This window comes from Paraburkholderia sp. ZP32-5 (assembly GCF_021390495.1).
Classification (GTDB): Bacteria; Pseudomonadota; Gammaproteobacteria; order Burkholderiales; family Burkholderiaceae; genus Paraburkholderia.
Genome location: NZ_JAJEJP010000001.1, coordinates 3,927,831 through 3,947,816, shown reverse-complemented (window position 1 = coordinate 3,947,816; position 19,986 = coordinate 3,927,831). Strand labels below are relative to the sequence as shown.

Here is a 19,986-nt window from a genome sequence, read left to right as displayed (position 1 = left end):
CGGCCGTGTAGGCGTGACTTACGCCTTTGCGCGAGCGCGCGTGACCGAATACTGCAAGGTCGACGGCTGGAGCGTCGCGTCGAAATTCACGGGCTCCTGCGTCGGGTGCACGACCAGCACCGCCTGAATCGCGAAACACAATGCGTTCGCGGACTGCCTCGCCAGTTCCAGCGTGACCGCCACTCGCTGCAAGCGCGGCTCGTGACGCTCGATTGCCTGCTGGATGGAGCGGCAGATGAAGGTCCGGTCGTAATGGCTCGCGAGACTCAGGCCGGAGAAATCGTTCAGCCCGTAGGTGAGCACCGAACGCTGGCACTCCGGCAACGCCGCCAGTTCGTGCTCGCTGAACGCGATGCGCGTATTCAGGATCGACTCGAGATCACGCGCAACCGTGGCCTTCAGCTCGTCGATCGACAACTGCCGCATCACGGCAGGCGCCGACGCGTGCGGCTGGTCGTCGAACAGCTTGTCGAGCAGGCTTGGTTCGAAACGCTTCATAAGACGCGGCGCCCTCGCCAGGTCGCCGTGCCGGCAAACCTACGTGCCGGCACGCCGCCTCGCCTGCGCACGACCATCAGACCGCGTAGGTCTTGTCGTTCTTCGTGAGGCTCCATGCACCTTGCGCGTTGCCGCCCTGGTTGCCGCCGATTTTCTGCTGCGTGTACTTCCACTGCACCGCCGCGTACTTCAGCGAGAACTGTTCGGTCGGCAGTCCCACGCCGGCGACTGCCGGCGTGACGCTCGAAATGATCACGTACTTCAGCTTGATTTCGAGGTACTTGATGCGGTTGCCTTCACCGTCCGAGCGCATGAAGTCGATCGACACTTCGTCGAACGTCGTGCCGCCCGACGCATGCTGGTACAGCAGCGGGCTCACCACGTCGATGTCTTTCGTGAACTGCATGTCGCCATGCTCGCAACGCTCGGCGGTATGGCCACCGGCCGTGGAGGCCGTCGCGGAACGCGGCTGAACGATGGAATGAGTCCACGCGTCGATCTCGATCCAGCCCGCGTGATCCTTATCCTGCGATTCGCCTTTGATCGCGGGATTGCCAAATTTAAGGTAAATGTCTTTCATTGCTCACGACTCCCCGAAGGATGGTTTGTACCGTGTGTCAAGAATTTGCCGGCTTCGGCAGATCGGCGACGAGCCGTAGCGAAATCGACAGTTCGTCCAGCTGAAAATGCGGGCGCAGGAATGCGACCGATCGATAAGAACCCGGCTTGCCCGGAATCTCGGCGACCTGGATCGATGCCTCGCGCAACGGAAACTGCGCTTTCTGTTCCTGGGTCGCGTTGTCGTCGAGCAGCACGTATTGCGAGATCCAGCGATTCAGGAACACTTCGACGTTCTGCGCGGATGCGAAACTGCCGATCTTGTCGCGCATCATTGCCTTCAGATAATGGGCAACGCGAGAAACGGAGAAGATGTATTGCAGTTGCGCGGACAGCACCGCGTTCGCATTTGCGCTGTCCGTGCTGTACTTCTTCGGTTTCTGCACCGACTGCGCCGCGAAGAACGCCGCGTAGTCCGAGTTCTTGCAGTGCACGAGCGGAATGAAGCCGAGGTCGCTCAGTTCTTTTTCGCGCCGATCGGTAATCGCGATCTCGGTCGGACACTTGAGCGCGATCTCGCCGTCGTCGGTCTTGAACGTGTGGGTCGGCAGATCTTCGACGAGGCCGCCGCCTTCCACGCCGCGAATCGCCGCGCACCAGCCGAAGTCGTCGAATGCGGCGGTCAGACGAGCAGCGAATGCCCATGAAGCGTTGCACCACAGATACTTGCTGTGATCGGTGCCGTCCACGTCCTCGACGAAATTGAAGCTATCCGCCGTCTGGCCATCTTTCGGATTGAACGGCAGGCGGCCGAGAAAACGCGGCAGCGTGAGCCCGACGTAGCGCGAATCCTCGGCGTCGCGAAACGACTTCCACTTCGTATATTCGACGGTGTCGAACACCTTGCCGAGATCGCGCGGCTTGCCGAGTTCGGCGAACGATTCGAGGCCGAGCAGTTGCGGCGAAGCGGACGTCACGAACGGCGCGTGCGCGGCGGCCGCCACATGCGACATCTGCTCGATGAAGTACATGTCTTCCGGCTGACGCGTGATTTCATAGTCGCCGATCAGCGCGCCGAACGGCGCACCGCCGAACGTGCCGAATTCCTCTTCGTACACTTTCTTGAAGAGCGCGCTCTGATCGAATTCGACGGCACCCTTGAAGTCGCGCACGATGTCGCGCATCGGCGCATGCAGGGCCTTGATCTTGATCGTCGACCCCGTGTTGCTTTCCTTGCACAGATAGTCGAGGCCGCGCCACGTGCTTTCGAGGCGCTGAAATGCCGGCGCGTGCATCACCGCGCTCAGCTGCGCGGAGATCAGCCGGTCGAGTTCGGCGACCCGCGCGTCGATCGTCGCGGACAGATTGTTCGAGACGACCACCGTGCCGTCGAGCACCTGGTGCACCAGCTCGCCGATCAGATCTTTTGCGCGCGCATGTTCGAGTTCGGACTTCGCGACCTTGCTTTTCTCGACGATTTCATCGAGCAGCGAGGGCGCGCCGACGGTCGCTTCTTCTTCGGCGGCAACGGCGCCGCGGGCTGCTTCGGTCTGCTGGTTCATCACGATCTCCCGTCTTCGGAATCGTCCGGCGTATTCTTTTCGCCATCGCCCGGCGTGCCGGTAACGTTTGCCAGTGCCTGCAATTGCTGGGTATTGGTCAGCACTTCGCTCAGCAGATCTTCGAGACGGTCGTTGCCCGCCAGCTTGTTGCGCAGATCCGCGAGTTTCGAACGCGCTTCGAGCAGGCGCCGCAGCGGTTCGATCTGCGAGACGACTTCATCGGGATTGAAGTCGGCGATCGAGCGGAACCGCAGGTCCACCGCGAACGTGCCGCCCGCATCGCTCAGCTTGTTGGGCACCTGGAACGCCGCGCGCGGCTCGATGCCCTTCATCACGTCGTCGAAGTTGTCCCGATCGATGCTGACGAAACGGCGATCGCGCAGCCTCGGCTGTTCGACTTCGGACTGGCCGGCCAGGTCGCCCATCACGCCGACGACGAACGGCAACTCCTTCACTTCGATCGCATCGCCGAGTTCGACCTCATAGGTCAACTGAACCCGCGGCGGCCGCACTTTCTGCAAGCGCTTCTGAATGCTTTCCTTCTTTGCCATCGACGATTCCCCCTGCTGGCGCCAGAACCGGTTCGGGCACAGCGCGCCGAACCGCATGCCGCCTGTGAAATGGCCCGCCTAGCGCAGCGCGCTGAACGGATCCGCCGCCTGCCCACCCGACGCGCTCTTCGCGGCTGCGCTCACCGCCGGTGTTGCGACCGGGGTCGCTACCGGCGTGGTGACGGCGCCGCTGCCCGCCGCGTCCGCGGGCTTTTGCGCGACCGCCGGGACATGCTTGACGATGTGCCGGCGCTTGGGCGGGGCCTTGGCTGCCTGCGGCTGCTGCTCGGGCGGGAACAACGCGTCCTCGCCCAAGGTGTCGCGCAGCTGCTGCGCCAGTGCCTGCGCGTCCGACTTCGCGTCTCCCGCGAGCGACGCATCCTGACGCAATTGACCGAGCGACGCAGTCGCGATGCGCAAGCCTGCCACCGCGAGCACGCTCTTCGCGCCGCGATCGGACTGGTCACGCTGCAGCGCTTCCTGCGCGGCAACGATCGCCTGGCCATAGTGCTGTTGCTGAAACTGAATCTGCGCGATGCGGGACCAGGGTTCCTCACGCGTCGGGTCGGCGGCGGCCAGCTTTTGATAGAGGCCAATCGCGCGATCCTGATCACCGGCCTTCGATGCGGCATCCGCTTCGGCGAGCCCCTTATCGAATGCGCCCGGCGTCGACGCGATGTCGTTTTTTTGCGTGGCGCAGCCGGAAATCAGACCGCACACTAACAAGCCCCCGCAAATTACTGAAAAGAATTGCTTTTTCATCGTTTTATCACAGCGTGTAATTTCGGACGTGAACGAAGAAACTGGTTTTACACCTGGCGCCAATGCGCGGGTATAGTACAGGCCAAATTTGATTAGTTCAACATTCGTCAGAAGGAAGTCAGGGTATATCAAGGTTGTGATTACAAATAGCCTTCTTATGCGAAAACGATTTCAAGTCTTGAATTGTTAAATCCAGTTCCGTATTCAAAGTCGCACTGATTCTATAAGACGGTTAATGGTGAAAAAATTGCAATGCATATTGATTACGGCGAAGCTGAAACTAACAAATTTACCGATCACGCGTGCATTGCACGTCGCTATTCATTGATGGACGCACGCCTGATTCGCTACCTATGTGCACTCGGCGCCATTGCGGTGCTTGGCGGCTGCGCGGCTGCCGTACCGGCGCTCGGCAGCGCCGCGTCCGCCGCGCTGCAGCTTGCTGGAGTTGGCAAGCCGCCGGTGCCCGACGCGCAGAAACCCCCACGAAATATAGGGGTAAAACTATACGCGGCGCCGAATCTGAATGCGGCGAACGACAATCGGCCGCTCGCTTTAGTGGTTCGCCTCTACATATTGAAAGATCCGACTTCGTTCGAGCAGGCACCTTTCGATGCGTTTACGGATCCGGCAAAAGAGAAAAGCGCATTGGGTGATGATCTGCTTGGCGTCCGGGAAGTGACACTCACGCCGGGCCAGCATTACAGCGCGACTGAAAAGGTTTCGTACGAGGCGCAGGCCGTCGGAATCGTCGCGCTATTTCGCGCGCCAGCAATGCAGCGCTGGAAATTCGCATTCGATCCGGCGAAATCCGAAAAATCCGGCATAATCGTCGGCCTGCATAATTGTGCAATGACGGTCACCGGCGGCTCGGTGATCCCCACTGAACAAGGATTGCCCACCGAGTCGCTAAACCTTCTGTCATCGGTGAATTGCGGGTAAGAGCGGGGAGTAAAGCGGCGGGTGAAGTAGCGAGTGAAGTGGATCGGACCGACCTATTTAACAATTCGCCAGTCTGTATTAATGGACGATATGGCGACATTTCATTGATTTGTCATGAGCTATTCGGCAAAGGTGCTTTGGGGAGAGGGCCTTTTCTTAAGGCCGCAGCATTTCCAGCGTCAGGACGCGTATCACGAGGCGCGCCTGTTCGAATCGGTCCAGGCGATCCAGCCGTACAACTGGGGAGTGCGTTCGGTCCGGATTGATCAGGACGCGCTCGGCAGCAATATCTTGCGCGTGGGCGCGCTGTCGCTCGTATTTCCGGACGGCACGCTGTATTCCGCGCCGCACGCGGACGATCTGCCGCCCCCCATCGCGCTCGATACCTTGCCCGAAGGCATCGCCGAATTCACCTTCTATCTCGCGTTGCACCAGATCCGCGAGACCGGCTCGAACCACGTGCCCGACCGCAACGCGGGCTTCGTCGCGCGCTTCGTAGCCGAGCAGACGAGCGTGGCCGATCAGTACACCGACGCCGCGCTCGCGGACATCATGTTCCTGAAGCACAACGTCAAGCTGATCGCCCACAGCGAGCCGCGCGACCAGCTGCTGTCGTTACCGCTCGTGCGCGTGCGGCGCACCGCGACCTCCGGCTTCGAACTCGATGAGAGCTTCGTGCCGCCGGGTCTCGCCATCGAGGCGTCGCCGCTGCTGTTGCAAAAGTTGCGGCAACTGATCGACGCGCTGCAGGCGAAGGTCAACGCGCTGTACGGCTTTCATCGCGAGCCGACCAAGAACATCATCGAATTCCGTTCCGGCGATATCGCATCGTTCTGGCTGCTGCACACCGCGAGCGGCGCGTTTGCCACGCTCGCGCATCTGTACCAGCATTCGGCATTGCATCCCGAACGGCTGTTTCAGGAGTTGCTGCGCCTCGCGGGGCAACTGATGACCTTCTCGAAGGGCTACGCACTCGCCGATCTGCCGGCTTACCGGCATGACGATCCGGGCCCCGGCTTCGCCCGGCTCGACACGATCATCCGCGAACTGCTCGAAACGGTGATCTCGACGCAGTACTTCGCGATCGCGCTCGAAGAAGTGCGGCCGTCGTTTCATATCGGCCGGCTCGATTCCGGCAAGATCGACGAGAAGACCACGTTCTATCTCGCGGTGTCGGCCAACATGCCGGCGGTCGAACTCTTCGAGGCCGTGCCGGCCCGCTTCAAGGTAGGCGCACCCGACGACGTCGACAAACTGGTTCTTTCGGCGATGCCGGGCGTGCGGCTTCTTTATACGCCGCAGGTTCCGCCGGCCATTCCGGTACGCCCGGGCGCCTGCTACTTCTCCATCGAACCACGCGGCGCGTTGTACGAACGCATGGTTCAGTCGCGGTCCGCGATGGTGTATGTGCCCGCGGGCATCAATGATCTGAAGCTCGAACTGATCGCGGTGACGTCATGAGCAACGCGCCTTCCCTGTTTGCCGGCGTTACGCCGCCGCCCGTCAATGCCAATGTACCCGCTCACGAACCGGCCTACCAGGTGCGTTCGTTACTGGATCTGCTGTATGACGGCTTTTTCATGCTGTTCCTGCTGAAGAACGGCCGGGAACCGGAGGATGCCGGCGAATTCGGTGCGCGCGTACGGCAGTTCCTCGGCGATTTCGAACGCGGTGCGAAGAAACTCGGTGCCGCCGCCGAAGATGTGTTCGCCGCCAAATTCGCGTTCTGTGCCGCGCTTGATGAGGCGGTGTTGTCGTCGTCGTTTCGCATCCGCGATGCGTGGGAGCAGCGGCCGTTGCAACTCGCGCTATTCGGCGAGCAACTGGCCGGCGAGAAATTTTTCCAGCACCTCGAAGAGAGCAGGGCACAGGGCGTGGCCCGCCTGCATTCGCTGGAGGTGTTTCATATGTGCCTGCTGCTCGGATTTCAGGGCAAGTACATGCTCGAAGGGCCGGAAAAGCTGGCCTATCTGACCGCGCGTCTCGGTGACGAAATCGCGAACATGAAAGGCAAACGCGCGCAGTTCGCACCGCACTGGCCGTTGCCCGATCAGATCGCGAACCGGCTGCGGCGCGAGGTGCCGTTGTGGTCGATCGGCGCGATCTTTTCTCTGGTCGCGCTGCTCGCGTATCTGGGACTCAACACTTGGCTGCGGGACAACACGCTGCATGCGCTCGCGCCGTATTCGCAGGTCATCAAGCTCGGGCCGGAGTCGGCGAATCTGACGATTTCGCTGCCTTGAGTTGCGTAGTTGTGTGAGGGTGCTGCGTGTGGGCGCTACGCCCCTTGCGCACCACCCTCGGCCTCGGCCGACGCATTCATGTGCTGAACCAGATTCTCTCGTGCGAACTCCGTGTGCCGCATGCTGAGTTCAGCGGCGAGCGCTTCATTACCGTTCGCAATGGCTTCGGCAATCGCCGCATGCTCATCCCAAACCGTCTTGCGCTGCCCCACGACCTGGTGCACGGCCCCCATCACACGTCGCAGATGAATCCAGTGAAGTCGCGCGTTCTCAACGATCAACGGATTCCCGGACGCCGCATAGATCGCAGCATGAAAAGCCATATCGGCCTCGATCATGGCCTTGATGTCGCCACCCTTCGATAGCTTGCGGCCGGTCGCAATCAGCGACTTATCCAACTTCACGCGCTGCTTCGCGGCGAGACGGGCAGCGAGGCTGTCCAGCGCGCCTCTCAGTTCGTACAGGTGACCGACTCGTCGCGCGTCGAGCGGCGCAACTTGCAGCCCGCGGCCAGGCGCATCCTCGACCAGACCGTCTTTCTTCAACAGCCGGAACGCCTGCAGCACGGGAGAGCGGGATACGGCGAGTTGTTCGGCGATCTCCTCCTGAACAATGCGCGTTCCGGGAGCGAGCGAACCTTCGCTAATGGCGTCGAGCAGCACCCGGTAGACCTCGTCCACGTAGTCGGGGCGCGACTGCAACTTCAAAAGTTTTGCTGACATGATGACAAGCGCTGTGAATACAGAATACTGTCAGCTTACCAGCATTGCCGGGCGTGAGAAACGGCGCGAAATCAAGGGGGACAGGCAGATTTACCGTCCCATCGAGATCAACGGACAACCGCGGACAAGCACGCAAACCACAGCGGGATGGCCGCATCGAAGCCGGCTTCGTAAAGCACGTCGACCCGCACGTCGACCCGCACGTCCGCTCGCACATCGCTCGCGATGAACGCGTTACCAAGCGCGGCCCGTGCTTTGCGGCCGCCGTTCGAGTCGCTTTGCTGAACGAGAATGACAGCGGAGGTCGCGCAATATCGCCCGGCTTGCGTGACAGCGAAGCTCGCATCGTCGAGCAAGCCTTCGGCGCTGCAGTGATGGTCATCGCGCACGACGATCGACGTGAGCCCATACGCCGTTCGACCCAGAATCCATCCGGCTCGACAGCGGCCAAAGGTGTCGGCCTCGGTCGGCACGCGTAGCAGCCCCGTCAGTCCTTCAAATTGCCCGTTCGTTTGCAGAACCGCGCGCGCCGTCGGCGGAATCGTGCCGGCATGCATCCACGGAGTTAGCGCGGAGCCGGGCCGATCGCGGTCCTTGAACGAAAAGCCGGTCTCACCAATCAGCGGCGCCAGCCGTGTAGATGTCGCCTGCTCGGACACCATCAGGTAATCAGGGATCTGCACTGCATTTCTCCGTTGGTTCCAGATGGGAGTAGTCGAGGGTTCGATAAACCCGGCCGATTAAAAAGAATTCCGACTACTGTCTACTGTATCCAAACAGCGTAAAGTCTCGGACGATAGCGAGCCTATCCGTACAAACACCAAGCATCCGGCGCCTGCCCTTCTCTAGTCGAAAAATCCACCAGTAAGCGTTTACCCATAGAGACATCGCCGCATCACGCATCTAATCTCTGTATACAGAGTTCAGAACACAGTCTCCGGTAGACGGTTCTGGCAACAACACCTGGATAGGGTCCCTATCAATCATTGGAGGCACGAAGTCATGAGCGTCAAATCGGACAAGATGGATGAGCAAAAGCGCACCGGAGCAGGGTCGGCCCCGGTCGCGAAAAAGCTGATTCCTTTCGGCGGTTACTACGCGAACCGGACGCCGGAGCACGATCCCGAGCTGACGGAAACGGGTCCGGGCACACCGACGGGCGAGTTCATGCGGCGGTTCTGGCATCCCGTCTGCATGTCGATGGAACTGACCGACACGCCGCGCTTCCTCAAAATCCTGAACGAAGAACTCGTCGCGTTTCGCGACAAGAGCGGCCGCGTCGGCGTGCTGCACGCGCATTGCGTGCACCGTGGCGCGTCGCTCGAATACGGCGCGATCCAGGAGCGCGGCATCATGTGCTGCTACCACGGCATGGTGTTCGACGTGGATGGCGCGTGTCTTCACGTGCCGTTCCCGAAAGGCGAGGAGAAGGAAGCCGAGAAGTACGCGTGCTCGATTCGCCAGGGCGCGTACAAAGCCGTCGAGCGCAACGGCCTCGTGTTTGCCTACATGGGGCCGCCGGAAGAAGAGCCGCCGTTCCCGGAATGGGAAGGCGATTACACGGTGATGCCCGGCGACGAACTGGTCCCGTACAGCAACTTCCAGCACTGCAACTGGCTGCAAGTGCAGGACAACGCGGCGGACAACTATCACCCGACGGCGCTGCACGCGGGCAAGAACGTCGTCGACGGCAACTATCAGGGCACGACGTTCGATGAAGTCGGCGCCGCGTCGATGGAAGTGGCGCCCGACATGAACTTCGTGCCGGTGCAAGGCGGCCGCAGCCTCGCGTGCGCCGGTGCACGCCGTGTCAACAAGGACCGGCTCTTCGTGCGCGTCCAGCATCAGGTGCTGCCGAATCTGAGCCTGCATGCGTACACATCGGAAGACGGTTCGAAGAAAAAGTACTTCAGCCGCTTCCATATCATCCGCTGGACGGTCCCTGTCGATGACGAAAACAGCAAGATGATCGGCTGGCGCGTGATGGGCCCGGGCATCGATACCCGTGGCATCGGCAACAAGGATATGGTTGGCTACGAAACCATCGACTTCCTCGAAGGCCAGGTCGCCATGCGCCGTCCGGAGCGTTTCGGCAAGTACAAGCTCGAAGATCTGCCGCCGATTCCGACCAACCATCGTGAGCGCGCGATCTACAAGCAGGCGCAATACGCGCCGGGCGATTACGAAGCCATCATCAGCCAGCGTCCGATCGCGGTCCACGCGCTGGAAAACCCGACCAAGTTCGACGCGGGTCTTTATCAGTTCCGCAAGATGCTGCGCGACGCGGTGCGCGGCACGAACGCCGCCGCATCGGCGCAAGGTTTCGCCGAATGGTTCCGTGCTTTGGGCGGCGCGCCCAACAGCTTCTGCTCGGGCAACGTCTTCGAAATCGCCGAGGGAGAGACGGTTGAAGAAGAAGTCGCACGTCGTCGCAAGGTACTGAAGACGGTCGTCCAGATCCTGACCGAAAGCGACGGCATGAAAGGCGAAGCGCGCGGCGAATTCGTGCGCGACAGGTTCGAAGAACTCGAGCAGTCGTTGAAGCGCTAATCAGCCGCGCGCGCCATCGCCGGCGACAAGGTACGCGCCGGCACCCGCCGTCCGATGCGGCGGCGGGTTGCTCGCCAGCAAGGAAGAGATCATGGACACGGTATTGGAAAGAGAAGAAGCGCTCGAAGAAGACATCGAAGCCGGCACGCTCGATGTCCGGGTCAAGCAGATCCGTTACGAAGGCAAAGGTATCAACTCATACGAACTCACGAGCCCGAGCGGCGCGACGTTACCGCGCTTCGAGGCCGGTGCGCACATCGACATTCATTTGAAGAACGGCGTCATCAGGCAGTACTCGCTGTGCAATTCGCCTGCCGAGCGTAATCGTTATGTGATCGCGGTGCTGAAGGACGAAGGCGGCCGCGGTGGCTCGCGCGCCGTTCACGAGAGCATCGCCGCGGGGGACATCGTCACGATCAGCACGCCGCGTAATCACTTCGCGCTCGCCGGCGATGCGAGCAAGGTGATCCTGATTGCGGGCGGTATCGGCGTCACGCCGTTAAAGGCAATGGCGCATGAACTGGAACAGCGCGGCGTCGACTTCGACATGCACTACTGCGCACGCAGCCTCGAAGCTGCGGCCTTTGGCCCCGAACTGGAACGCATGCAGCGCGCGGGAAAGCTGCGCTATCACTTCGACGATGGCGAAGAGGCGAATCGTCTGGACTTGCGTGCGTTGTTGAATCAGCCGAAGCCCGGTACGCACGTCTATTACTGCGGGCCGGGCGGATTCATGGCGGCCTGCGCCGACGCCGCAAGTCATTGGCCGAAAGGCACCGTGCACTTCGAGCATTTCAAGGCGCCGGAGCAGCCGAAGCGGGCGCCCGCCGACACGGAAAACCAGCGCGGCTGCGACGTCACGATTGCCAGGACCGGTCAGGTCATACACGTCGAACCCGACCAGAACTTTAGCGAGGCACTGAACGAGGCCGGCATTGAAGTTCCGACCTCATGCTGCGCCGGGTTATGCGCGACTTGCAAGGTTCGCTACCTCGACGGTGAAGTCGAACACAACGACTTCATCCTCGATGACGACGAGCGCAAGGAATTCCTCACGGTCTGCGTGTCGCGGCCAGTGAGCCGGACTCTGGTGCTGGACCTGTAACCACCAACCATCGATGCGGGACTGCATGTTCCAACGCAGCCCCACGCAGTCCCGCGCGGCGGCGCCCCGTGTGATCGCCGCAGTCAAAGTCTTCGCTTGTCTATCTGTTTCCCACTCGATATGAGGAGTATCTGATGTCTACAGTCGCCGAACGGCAATCGGAAACCAGTCAGCAGTCGATTCTGAAGCCCGGCAAGATTTCGATTTACGAGCCGGACCAGCCAGGGCTGATTTTCCCGACGATGCCCAAATTCTCGAACGTCGCCGAGCATCGCAGGTATCTGAAGGAGCGTCTGGTCGGCGCATGTCGCGCGTTTGCTCTGCAGGGGTTCGACTACGGCTTCGCCGGTCACCTGACGGTACGCGATCCAGAGAACCCGAGCCTGTACTGGACGAACCCGATGGCCGTTCACTTCTCACAAGTGAAGATGTCCAACCTGATCTGCGCGGACCATCAAGGCCTTGTCGTCGAGGGCGAATACGCGATCAATCGCGCGGGCTTCGTGTTGCACGCGGCCGTGCACGAGCAGCATCAGGACATCGTCGCGATGTGCCACGCGCACACCACTTACGGCACCGCATTCGCTGCGCTCGGCCGGCCGCTCGCGCCGATTTCGCAAGACGCGGCCGCGTTCTATGAAGACCATGTCGTGATCGGCGACGAGGCCGGCAAGGTTGCAGTGGAAGTGAAGGGCGGCAACAAGGTAGCCAATGCCTTCGCCGGTGTGAAGGCTGCCATTCACCAGAATCACGGGCTGCTCACGGCGAGCCGTCACAGCATCGACTCCGCCGCGTTCTGGTTCATCGCGCTCGAACGCTGCTGTCAGCAGCAATTGATGATCGAAGCCGCCGGCATCACGCCGAAGGAAGTCACGCCGGAGCGCGCGCGCTACAGCCGCGAGCACGTGGGCAGCGACTACATCGGCTGGCTGCACTTCCAGACCATCTGGAGCGAGTTGGTCAATACGCAGCCGGACATGTTCGACTAGACATCGCGCTTACGTAGTCCCCGATCGTGCGCGCTGTCTCTGAGGCGCGCATGCATCAAACGTCGGCGGAGAAGAGTCGGAAGGTCACCCGCCGTTTACAAGAAGGTCCTCAGGAGACATACCGTGAGTTCCCACAGTCCTGCCACCTACGTGGCAAGCGCTGACACGTCTGCCTTTACGAAAGCAACGTGGCGCCTGCTACCGTTCCTGTTTGTTTGCTACCTGTTTGCTTATCTCGACCGTATCAATGTCGCTTTTGCCAAGTTGCAGATGCTCAGCGATCTCGGCTTCAGCGAGGCGGTTTATGGATTCGGTGCAAGCGTGTTTTTCATCGGTTATCTGCTGTTCGAAATTCCAAGCAATCTGTTGCTGTTGCGTGTGGGTCCGCGGCGCTGGATTGCGCGAATCATGGTCACGTGGGGCCTTGTGTCGGCCGCGATGATGTTCGTCAGAACGCCGACGACGTTCTACGTGATGCGCTTTCTGCTGGGCGTCGCGGAAGCCGGCTTCTTCCCCGCGATCGTGCTTTATCTGACCTACTGGTTCCCCGCATCGCGACGCTCGAAAGTGACTGCGCTGTTTCTCACGGGCATTCCGATGTCGGGTGTGCTGGGCGGTCCGCTGTCGGGCTGGATCATGACGGCGTTCAATGGCGCGCATGGTTTTGCCGGCTGGCAATGGCTGTTCCTGGCCGAGGGCGTGCCGACCGCGCTGCTGGGTGTCGCCGCGTTTTTCTATCTCGACGACAAGGTGCGCGACGCAACGTGGCTCAGCGAGGAGCAGAAGGATCTGATCGAGCAGAAGCTGAAGGAAGAAGCACCCGCGAGCGCGTTGCATTCACTGAGGGATGGTTTGCTCAGCTCGAAGGTGCTGCTGGTCAGCGCGATCTACTTCTTCTACACGATGGGTTTGTATGGCGTCAGTTTCTGGCTGCCTACCTTGATCAAATCGAGTGGCGTGGCCGACCCGTTCGAGGTCGGGTTGCTGTCCGCGATTCCGTACGCTGCCGGCGCGGCTGCGATGGTGCTCGTCAGTCACAACTCGGATCGCACCGGCGAACGTCGCTGGCATCTGATTGTGCCGGGACTCGTCGGTGCATTCGGCCTTGCGATGAGCGTGTGTTTCTCGGGCTCGACTCTGGCGGCGATGATTGCGTTGACGGTGGGCACGATGGGTGTGATGACCACCATCTCGCAGTTCTGGGTCATTCCGCCGGCGTTCCTCGGCGGTGCCGCGGCAGCCGCCGGGTTGGCACTCGCGAATTCGGTGGGCAGCATTTCCGGCGTGGTCAGTCCGTCGCTGATCGGTGTCATCAAGCAGGCTTCCGGCTCGGCGGGGGCCGGGGTGCTCGCGCTTGCGGTGAGCCTCGTGATCGGCGGACTGCTGGTTTTGTTTGTTCCGGCTACGCTCGTGAACAATCGGCGGCGATAGCAGGGCGGTTGTGCGGAAGTCGAAAGCCGGCCGGAGTCGAAAGATCTGACGATTTCGCTGCCTTGAGTCAGTGTGCGGTTTAGCGCGTGTCAGCTCGTCTAGTGATGTAAGGGATTCTTTTCCTTTTCATCTGGATATCGCAGGTTTCGGGCAAAGTCCCCCAGCCGAAACCGATCACGCACCGACATGAAACCGCGCAGCAAAACGAATCGAAAAGGGTACGCGCTGGCGCTGTGTCTCGCCGTCTTGACCAGCATCGCCGTACCCGCATCTCCGGCCATCGCGCAAACGCCCGCGATACCGCAGCCGTGGATCACCTATGCCCAGCTCGTCGGCCACCAGTTCCAGGCATGGCTGGAGGGCGACGACGACGCGGCGAATCAGCTGCATCAGTATCTGGAAGAGCGGATCCTGAACGCGAAAGGCGATGCGCCGCCGCCGGCTGTCGTCATCCGGGCGTGGATTGGCGCCGATGGCGGCGTGACGCGGATCGCTTTCGATTCGCTCGGCGATCCGAAGGCCGATGCACTTCTGCGGCAACTGCTTACCAGCCATCCGATGACGGAGCCGCCGCCGCCCGACATGTTGCAGCCGTTGCGCGTGCGCCTGCGTCTGGAAGCGAATCCGGATGCGCCGCCGGACACACCACCGGCGAGTTCCGCCAGGACGCCGTGACCACCTCTTCGACGACGGGCGCCGGCGCGTGGTGGCGCCTGGCCGCGGCGGCGATCTTCGCCGTGATGGCGCCCGTCGGCGCCACGCTGGCGCAGACGACGACGACCCGCGAAGAGCCGATGATGATCCCGCCGTCGAAGCCGATCGATGCGTTCGCACTCGAATCGAACGCGACAGGCTTTTTCGTCAACGACAACGGCGACGTGTTGACGGCCCGTCACGTTGTCGAAGCCTGCCAGTCACTCTTTCTGATCAAGGACGCGCAGGTCGCGCGGGCCACCGTCAAGGCCGTGAGCAAGGACCACGACCTTGCGGTGATCACCAGCCGGATCAAGCCGTTCCTCAACGCAAGCTTCGCGAAAACGGACAACGTGGGCGGCGCGCAGCCCGTGTTCACGGCCGGCTATGAGGTGCTGCGGCACATGCCGGATCGCGCGACGACGATGTACAACGCGGTCACGCTGGGCAAGCCGACGGCGCAGACCGGTGAGTTCTCGATGATGTCGTCGGCGACGAATGGCGCGAGTGGAAGTGCCGTGCTGGATCAGGGCGGCCTTGTCGTGGGCCTGGTCACGGATCGCTCCGAGGCATCCAACGCCGACCCGCGCGCCTATGTGACCCGGGCTGGCGCGGCCGACTACGTGGTCGCCGTGTCCGCGGACTCGATCAAGGCATTCCTCGCGGCAAACGGCATTCCGTTTACAGAAACCGATACGGTACAGCTCGAACTGATGCAGGCGCATGCACCGCGTGCCGCGACGCTGGAGGCCGGGGTGTTGTGTGGCGGTTAGTGATCGGGCAAGCTTGACCATCACCGAATTGACATCAAGCCCGACTAGTTTCAAATGACACGACTTACAAGGCTTTCAAGGAGCGTCGTATGAAAAATCTATCGATCGCGCTTGCCGCAACCATCATCGGGTTTTTCGTCGTACCGGCTCATGCGGCCGACGTCACTGGTGCGGGCAGTACGTTCGCCGCGCCCATTTACAACAAGTGGGCCGCAGCGTACGTGAAGACAGGCGGAGCCCGCGTCAACTATCAAGGCATCGGGTCGTCCGGCGGAATTAAACAGGTTCTTGCGAAAACGGTCGACTTCGCCGGTTCCGACGCGCCGATGAAAGACGATGAACTTGAAAAGAATGGTCTGTTCCAGTTCCCGACGGTGGTCGGCGGCGTGGTGGCGGCCGTCAATCTTCCGGGCGTCAAGCCGGGCGACTTGACGCTGTCCGGTCCGGTGCTTGCCGACATCTATCTCGGCAAACTCAAGAAGTGGAACGCGCCTGAGATTGCGGCGCTCAATCCGAACCTGAAGTTGCCGGACACGGACATCGCGGTCGTGCGGCGCGCGGATGGCTCAGGCACGAGTTTCATCTGGACGCACTACCTGTCGCAAGTGAGCTCGGAATGGAAAACAAAGGTCAGTGAAGGCACGACGGTGAATTGGCCGACCGGCACCGGCGGCAAGGGCAATGACGGCGTGGCGGCATTCGTACAGCGTATTCCGGGCGCCATCGGCTATGTGGAATGGGCGTACGTGAAGCAGAACAAGATGGCCTACACCGCGATGAAGAACCAGTCAGGCACTGTCGTGCAGCCGAGCATCGAAACATTCAAGGCGGCAGCGGCTGGCGCGGACTGGACCAAAAGTTTTTACCAGATTCTGACCAATGAGCCTGGGGCTAACGCATGGCCTGTCGTCGGCGCGACGTTCGTGATGCTGCACGCGGTGCAGGCAAAGCCGGAGCAAGGCAGGGAAACGCTGAAGTTCTTCGACTGGGCATTCAAGAGCGGCGGCCAGGCCGCGCAGGACCTCGACTACATCACGCTGCCCGACTCCGTGGTCGATGAAATTCGCACGCAATGGCGCGCGAAGGTGAAGGACTCGGGCGGGAAACCGGTTTTCCAATAGCGCGTTTCAAGCGACAGGGCCAGTGTTCCTGCGCCGTGCCCACAACTGCCTATTGAAATGCTGCTCGCCGATCAAGGCGCCCCACGCGGTAGCCCAGCGTTCGGCTTGTTCTGTGTCCGCCTCGTCGCACGTGGCGAGGCGTGCCATCGCGCGACGCAGGCGCTCGCGCATGTATCGTCTGCGAATCTCGGCGACTGACTGCAACGGCGTTCCGATTGCATCGCCTGACATGGCGGCAATACGGTTCATCACCAGACCGCCGTCTGACATGGCGTCACTTTCGGACGCGAACCCTCTCTCGTTGTAAGCGACTATCTGAAATCCGTATCCGCGTCCACGAGGGACACTGATACCCCAATGCCAGGCACCATCCTGTGCGAAGACGTGAAGTGCGACGGGTTTCCCGTCCATGGCGCACTGGAGCGTGGACACGGTTGACAACCTCAGGGACTGCGGGTGTGGAAGCTTCAGCTTAGTCACTGGAGTGCTGCGAAAGCAAGACGCGTGACCAGACGCGATTCGCTAACGAAAACGTCTGTCAAAAGCCTGCCACTTCGATCCAGTCCGCGGATCATCACGCGGGCGGAGGCGTTCTCGCGCAAGGAACGTGCGCGGTGGATAGGACCAAAGGCCAATACCGTTCCAGACCTATGCCCCATAAGCTGACAGGCGAATGTGTTTGCTTTAAGAAAATCAATAACTAATCGAATCACTGACGAGCTGATGTATCCCGAATCGGATCTTCACAACGTAGTCATTGGGATAGGCATTGGCGATCGGTTCAAAGGCGAACGGATGCTGGCGAGCCTGCTCTCGTAATACGAATGGAGGTAACCATGTCCGACCCGAAAGATCCGGCGGAAAACGGAACCCGCAGAGCCTTCCTGAAAAACGTCGCGGTGGCTGGCGTGGCAACGGGACTATCGGGCGTGGTCGGCGAGACATTGGCGCAAACAGGTGCGATGGCCAAATCAACGAGTCCGGCGTCGAAGCCCGCCACGCCCGCTACCATCGCGCTGAACAAACAGTACGCAGAGTTCCTTTCGTTCGCGGATGCCCAGGATTTCGAAGACGCCAAACGCGGACTGATCGCCACACTTCCCGAACCGGTGATCATCAAGGGACAAGGCGATATTCCCGCGTGGAATCTGCAGCAGTTCGAGTTCGTCAGCGGTGGCCCGGAAAACAATGCGCCACCGACGGTCAATCCGAGTCTTTGGCGCAATGCCAAGCTCAACATGAACCACGGGCTGTTCAAGGTCGTCGATGGCATCTGGCAGGTTCGCGGCTACGACCTCTCTGTGATGAGCATCATTCAGGGCGATCAGGGTTTTATCGTCGTGGACCCGTTCATCACGACCGAGGTGGCCTCGACGGTCTGGAAGCAGCTCGTTGTCCCGCACCTCGGCGATAAGCCCATTACTCATGTGATCTATACGCACAGCCACGTGGACCACTATGGCGGCGTGCGCGGACTCGCCAGTGACGACGATCTGAAATCCGGCAAGGTGAAAATCGTGGCGCCAACCGGCTTTACTGAAGCCGCCGTCGGTGAAAACGTCATTGCCGGCAATGCGATGGGGCGCCGCGCCAGCTACATGTACGGTTCGCTGCTGCCTCGTAGCCCTGAGGGGATTGTCGACGGCGGTTTGGGCAAGACCACTTCGGTGGGCACCATCACGCTTGCCGTGCCGTCCATTTTTGCCGAGAAGACCGGGCAGAAAATGACACTCGACGGCGTCGAGATGGTGGTGCTGATGGCGCCGGAATCGGAGGCACCGTCGGAGTACATGTTCTACCTGCCGAAGTTCAAGGCGTTCTGCGCCGCGGAAGACGCTACCCACACGCTTCACAATCTGTACACGCTGCGCGGCGCCAAGGTCCGCGACGCGCTGCTGTGGTCGAAATACCTGCAGTCGTCGCTCGAGATGTTCGGCGATGATGTGCAGGTCGTGTTCGCCTCGCACTATTGGCCGACGTGGGGCAACGATCGCGTCGTCGCGTTCCTTGGTGCGCAACGTGACATGTATCGCTACATGCATGATCAGGTTCTGCGCATGGCCAACAAGGGCATGACGCCACTCGAAATCGGCGAAGCGATCCGTCTGCCCGATAGCCTGGCGAAGCATTGGTTCTGCCGAAGCTACTACGGCACCGTCTACCACGATGCCGTTGCGCAATACAACCTGCGCCTCGGGTTTTTCGACGGCGTTCCGGCGAACCTGCACCGCTTGCAGCCAACCGATGCAGGCAAGCGATACGTCGAGTTCATGGGCGGCTCGGCCGCCGTTCTCAGCAAGGCACACGCGTACTACAACAAAGGCGAGTACCGATGGGTGGCTGAAGTCGTGAATCACGTCGTCTTTGCCGAGCCGCAAAACATGGCGGCCAAGCAGTTGCTGGCGGACGCTTATGAGCAGTTGGGTTATCAGTCGGAATCGGCGTCGTGGCGCAATTTCTATCTGACCGGTGCGATGGAATTGCGTAATGGCATCCAGCAGCTACCCGCGCCTCAGCCGCAGAGCCCCGACACGATCCAGGCGATGCCGCTCGACATGTTCCTCGATTACCTCGGTATCCGGCTCAACGGCGATCGCGCGGCCGGAAAAACGGCCTCGTTCAATCTGGTGTTGACCGATACCAAAGAGAACTACGTGCTGGGCGTCGAGAACAGCGCACTGCACTATTCGAGGAATAAAAGTTCGAAGACGTCTGATGCAACGGTCACGATGGCACGCGCGGACCTGAACGACATCATGATGGGGAAAACGAATATGCAGAAGCTCGTGATGGCCGGCAACGTCAAGATCGACGGCGATAACCAGAAACTGGGCGAGTTCGTATCGTGGCTCGACAACTTCGACTTCTGGTTCCCTATCGTTACGCCTTGAGGTGCGGTCATGTGCGCAATCTGCAACTTCAAGCTTGATTTCAGTGTTGGCCATCCATTGGCGCTGAGCGTTGCCGTGGCGGCGCGGCGCGCGATCGAAGCGGGTCTCATCGAGCCCGTCGATGCAGCGGGTGCAGGAGCGCTCTCGGCCGCGCGGATGAGAATGTCCGCCGTCGAAGCGTTGAATCTGCTACAGGCACGCATCGAAGACGCTCACAGCGAGCAAGCGTTGCTGGCTATCCCGGACTTCTACGTGCTGCTGATCGAGAACGACACCTGGGGCTTTTTCCACGCCACGACAGAAGGCTTCGATCCGGATATCGTTCCCGACATGCCCGATGTCGCAACGACCGACGAAGCGAAGCGCAGCAATATCATCGTCACATCGGAAGCGGGCTTGCGTGCATGGCTGGATGGGCGGCTGGACATCGGATACGCGTTGCGCGAATCGCTGCTCGTTGTCGACGCGCCGGTAACGTTCAGTGCGTTGCTGACGCAGATGCTGACGGCAGCCGGATCAGCAACCATCGGCGCTCATTGAATCCGATACGCGTCAGGTGCCATGTTGCCGCCGCGCTCGGAGTGACGACCGCTAT

At 60.9% G+C, this 19,986-nt stretch carries 19 protein-coding genes; 12 read left to right on the top strand and 7 right to left on the bottom strand.

What is annotated here, in order from left to right:
* Positions 1–18: 18 nt before the first annotated feature.
* From tssE to L0U82_RS17230, 5 genes are all read right to left on the bottom strand, one after another.
* Entirely contained in the window at positions 19–498 is a 480-nt protein-coding gene (gene tssE / locus L0U82_RS17250; RefSeq protein ID WP_233832506.1) for a type VI secretion system baseplate subunit TssE, read from the bottom strand.
* 76 nt (positions 499–574) lie between these two features.
* The gene (locus L0U82_RS17245; protein WP_233832504.1) at positions 575–1,078 is read right to left on the bottom strand and encodes an Hcp family type VI secretion system effector; all 504 of its coding nucleotides are present in this window, start codon (positions 1,076–1,078) and stop codon (positions 575–577) included.
* A gap of 37 nt (positions 1,079–1,115) precedes the next feature.
* A complete protein-coding gene (tssC, locus tag L0U82_RS17240; protein WP_233832503.1) occupies positions 1,116–2,618 on the bottom strand; it encodes a type VI secretion system contractile sheath large subunit in 1,503 nt (500 codons plus the stop codon).
* The gene (gene tssB / locus L0U82_RS17235) at positions 2,618–3,169 is read right to left on the bottom strand and encodes a type VI secretion system contractile sheath small subunit (RefSeq protein ID WP_233832501.1); all 552 of its coding nucleotides are present in this window, start codon (positions 3,167–3,169) and stop codon (positions 2,618–2,620) included. The genes tssC and tssB overlap by 1 nt, the downstream gene beginning before the upstream one ends.
* Before the next feature lie 78 nt (positions 3,170–3,247).
* Positions 3,248–3,931, bottom strand: a complete 684-nt coding sequence (locus tag L0U82_RS17230; protein ID WP_233832500.1) for a tetratricopeptide repeat protein — start codon at positions 3,929–3,931, stop codon at positions 3,248–3,250.
* A gap of 327 nt (positions 3,932–4,258) precedes the next feature.
* Between L0U82_RS17230 and tssJ the strand changes: the two genes are divergently transcribed.
* From tssJ to icmH, 3 genes are all read left to right on the top strand, one after another.
* Positions 4,259–4,873, top strand: a complete 615-nt coding sequence (tssJ, locus tag L0U82_RS17225; protein ID WP_233833330.1) for a type VI secretion system lipoprotein TssJ — start codon at positions 4,259–4,261, stop codon at positions 4,871–4,873.
* Positions 4,874–4,987: 114 nt separating this feature from the next.
* Positions 4,988–6,334: a type VI secretion system baseplate subunit TssK gene (gene tssK / locus L0U82_RS17220; protein ID WP_233832498.1), complete on the top strand. Its 1,347-nt coding sequence runs from the start codon at positions 4,988–4,990 to the stop codon at positions 6,332–6,334.
* Positions 6,331–7,116 (top strand): type IVB secretion system protein IcmH/DotU, encoded by a 786-nt coding sequence (gene icmH / locus L0U82_RS17215; RefSeq protein ID WP_233832497.1) that lies wholly within the window; start codon positions 6,331–6,333, stop codon positions 7,114–7,116. Before tssK ends, icmH begins: the two co-directional genes overlap by 4 nt.
* A 35-nt stretch (positions 7,117–7,151) precedes the next feature.
* Here the strand turns inward: icmH and L0U82_RS17210 are convergent, their stop codons facing one another.
* Positions 7,152–7,838: a GntR family transcriptional regulator gene (locus L0U82_RS17210; protein ID WP_233832495.1), complete on the bottom strand. Its 687-nt coding sequence runs from the start codon at positions 7,836–7,838 to the stop codon at positions 7,152–7,154.
* Between the two features lie 107 nt (positions 7,839–7,945).
* The gene (locus L0U82_RS17205; protein ID WP_233832494.1) at positions 7,946–8,521 is read right to left on the bottom strand and encodes a hypothetical protein; all 576 of its coding nucleotides are present in this window, start codon (positions 8,519–8,521) and stop codon (positions 7,946–7,948) included.
* A 319-nt stretch (positions 8,522–8,840) separates the two neighbouring features.
* Here L0U82_RS17205 and L0U82_RS17200 point away from each other — a divergent pair, with 319 nt between their 5' ends.
* From L0U82_RS17200 to L0U82_RS17160, 9 genes are all read left to right on the top strand, one after another.
* Positions 8,841–10,388 carry a Rieske 2Fe-2S domain-containing protein gene (locus L0U82_RS17200; protein ID WP_233832493.1) on the top strand — a complete coding sequence of 516 codons (1,548 nt, stop codon included), beginning with the start codon at positions 8,841–8,843 and terminating at the stop codon, positions 10,386–10,388.
* Between the two features lie 91 nt (positions 10,389–10,479).
* The gene (locus tag L0U82_RS17195; RefSeq protein ID WP_233832492.1) at positions 10,480–11,493 is read left to right on the top strand and encodes a PDR/VanB family oxidoreductase; all 1,014 of its coding nucleotides are present in this window, start codon (positions 10,480–10,482) and stop codon (positions 11,491–11,493) included.
* A gap of 134 nt (positions 11,494–11,627) precedes the next feature.
* Positions 11,628–12,482 (top strand): class II aldolase/adducin family protein, encoded by an 855-nt coding sequence (locus L0U82_RS17190; protein ID WP_233832490.1) that lies wholly within the window; start codon positions 11,628–11,630, stop codon positions 12,480–12,482.
* Positions 12,483–12,605: 123 nt separating this feature from the next.
* The gene (locus tag L0U82_RS17185; protein WP_233832489.1) at positions 12,606–13,913 is read left to right on the top strand and encodes an MFS transporter; all 1,308 of its coding nucleotides are present in this window, start codon (positions 12,606–12,608) and stop codon (positions 13,911–13,913) included.
* Between the two features lie 186 nt (positions 13,914–14,099).
* Entirely contained in the window at positions 14,100–14,588 is a 489-nt protein-coding gene (locus L0U82_RS17180) for a YbaB/EbfC family DNA-binding protein (protein WP_233832488.1), read from the top strand.
* On the top strand, positions 14,585–15,379 hold the full coding sequence (locus L0U82_RS17175) for a S1 family peptidase (protein ID WP_233832486.1): 795 nt from the start codon (positions 14,585–14,587) through the stop codon (positions 15,377–15,379). The genes L0U82_RS17180 and L0U82_RS17175 overlap by 4 nt, the downstream gene beginning before the upstream one ends.
* An 89-nt stretch (positions 15,380–15,468) precedes the next feature.
* On the top strand, positions 15,469–16,500 hold the full coding sequence (gene pstS, locus L0U82_RS17170) for a phosphate ABC transporter substrate-binding protein PstS (RefSeq protein ID WP_233832485.1): 1,032 nt from the start codon (positions 15,469–15,471) through the stop codon (positions 16,498–16,500).
* A gap of 836 nt (positions 16,501–17,336) precedes the next feature.
* The gene (locus L0U82_RS17165; RefSeq protein WP_233832484.1) at positions 17,337–19,391 is read left to right on the top strand and encodes an alkyl/aryl-sulfatase; all 2,055 of its coding nucleotides are present in this window, start codon (positions 17,337–17,339) and stop codon (positions 19,389–19,391) included.
* Between the two features lie 9 nt (positions 19,392–19,400).
* Positions 19,401–19,931 carry a hypothetical protein gene (locus L0U82_RS17160; protein WP_233832483.1) on the top strand — a complete coding sequence of 177 codons (531 nt, stop codon included), beginning with the start codon at positions 19,401–19,403 and terminating at the stop codon, positions 19,929–19,931.
* The last annotated feature ends 55 nt before the right edge of the window (positions 19,932–19,986 follow it).

Excerpts from the sequence above, each read along its gene's own strand:
- icmH (WP_233832497.1), top strand. The coding sequence starts at position 6,331 with ATGAGCAACGCGCCTTCCCTGTTTGCCGGCGTTACGCCGCCGCCCGTC.
- tssC (WP_233832503.1), bottom strand. The coding sequence starts at position 2,618 with ATGAACCAGCAGACCGAAGCAGCCCGCGGCGCCGTTGCCGCCGAAGAA.
- L0U82_RS17230 (WP_233832500.1), bottom strand. The coding sequence starts at position 3,931 with ATGAAAAAGCAATTCTTTTCAGTAATTTGCGGGGGCTTGTTAGTGTGC.
- tssJ (WP_233833330.1), top strand. The coding sequence starts at position 4,259 with ATGGACGCACGCCTGATTCGCTACCTATGTGCACTCGGCGCCATTGCG.
- L0U82_RS17200 (WP_233832493.1), top strand. The coding sequence starts at position 8,841 with ATGAGCGTCAAATCGGACAAGATGGATGAGCAAAAGCGCACCGGAGCA.
- pstS (WP_233832485.1), top strand. The coding sequence starts at position 15,469 with ATGAAAAATCTATCGATCGCGCTTGCCGCAACCATCATCGGGTTTTTC.
- L0U82_RS17245 (WP_233832504.1), bottom strand. The coding sequence starts at position 1,078 with ATGAAAGACATTTACCTTAAATTTGGCAATCCCGCGATCAAAGGCGAA.
- L0U82_RS17160 (WP_233832483.1), top strand. The coding sequence starts at position 19,401 with ATGTGCGCAATCTGCAACTTCAAGCTTGATTTCAGTGTTGGCCATCCA.
- tssB (WP_233832501.1), bottom strand. The coding sequence starts at position 3,169 with ATGGCAAAGAAGGAAAGCATTCAGAAGCGCTTGCAGAAAGTGCGGCCG.
- L0U82_RS17190 (WP_233832490.1), top strand. The coding sequence starts at position 11,628 with ATGTCTACAGTCGCCGAACGGCAATCGGAAACCAGTCAGCAGTCGATT.
- L0U82_RS17210 (WP_233832495.1), bottom strand. The coding sequence starts at position 7,838 with ATGTCAGCAAAACTTTTGAAGTTGCAGTCGCGCCCCGACTACGTGGAC.
- L0U82_RS17195 (WP_233832492.1), top strand. The coding sequence starts at position 10,480 with ATGGACACGGTATTGGAAAGAGAAGAAGCGCTCGAAGAAGACATCGAA.
- tssK (WP_233832498.1), top strand. The coding sequence starts at position 4,988 with ATGAGCTATTCGGCAAAGGTGCTTTGGGGAGAGGGCCTTTTCTTAAGG.
- tssE (WP_233832506.1), bottom strand. The coding sequence starts at position 498 with ATGAAGCGTTTCGAACCAAGCCTGCTCGACAAGCTGTTCGACGACCAG.
- L0U82_RS17165 (WP_233832484.1), top strand. The coding sequence starts at position 17,337 with ATGTCCGACCCGAAAGATCCGGCGGAAAACGGAACCCGCAGAGCCTTC.
- L0U82_RS17180 (WP_233832488.1), top strand. The coding sequence starts at position 14,100 with ATGAAACCGCGCAGCAAAACGAATCGAAAAGGGTACGCGCTGGCGCTG.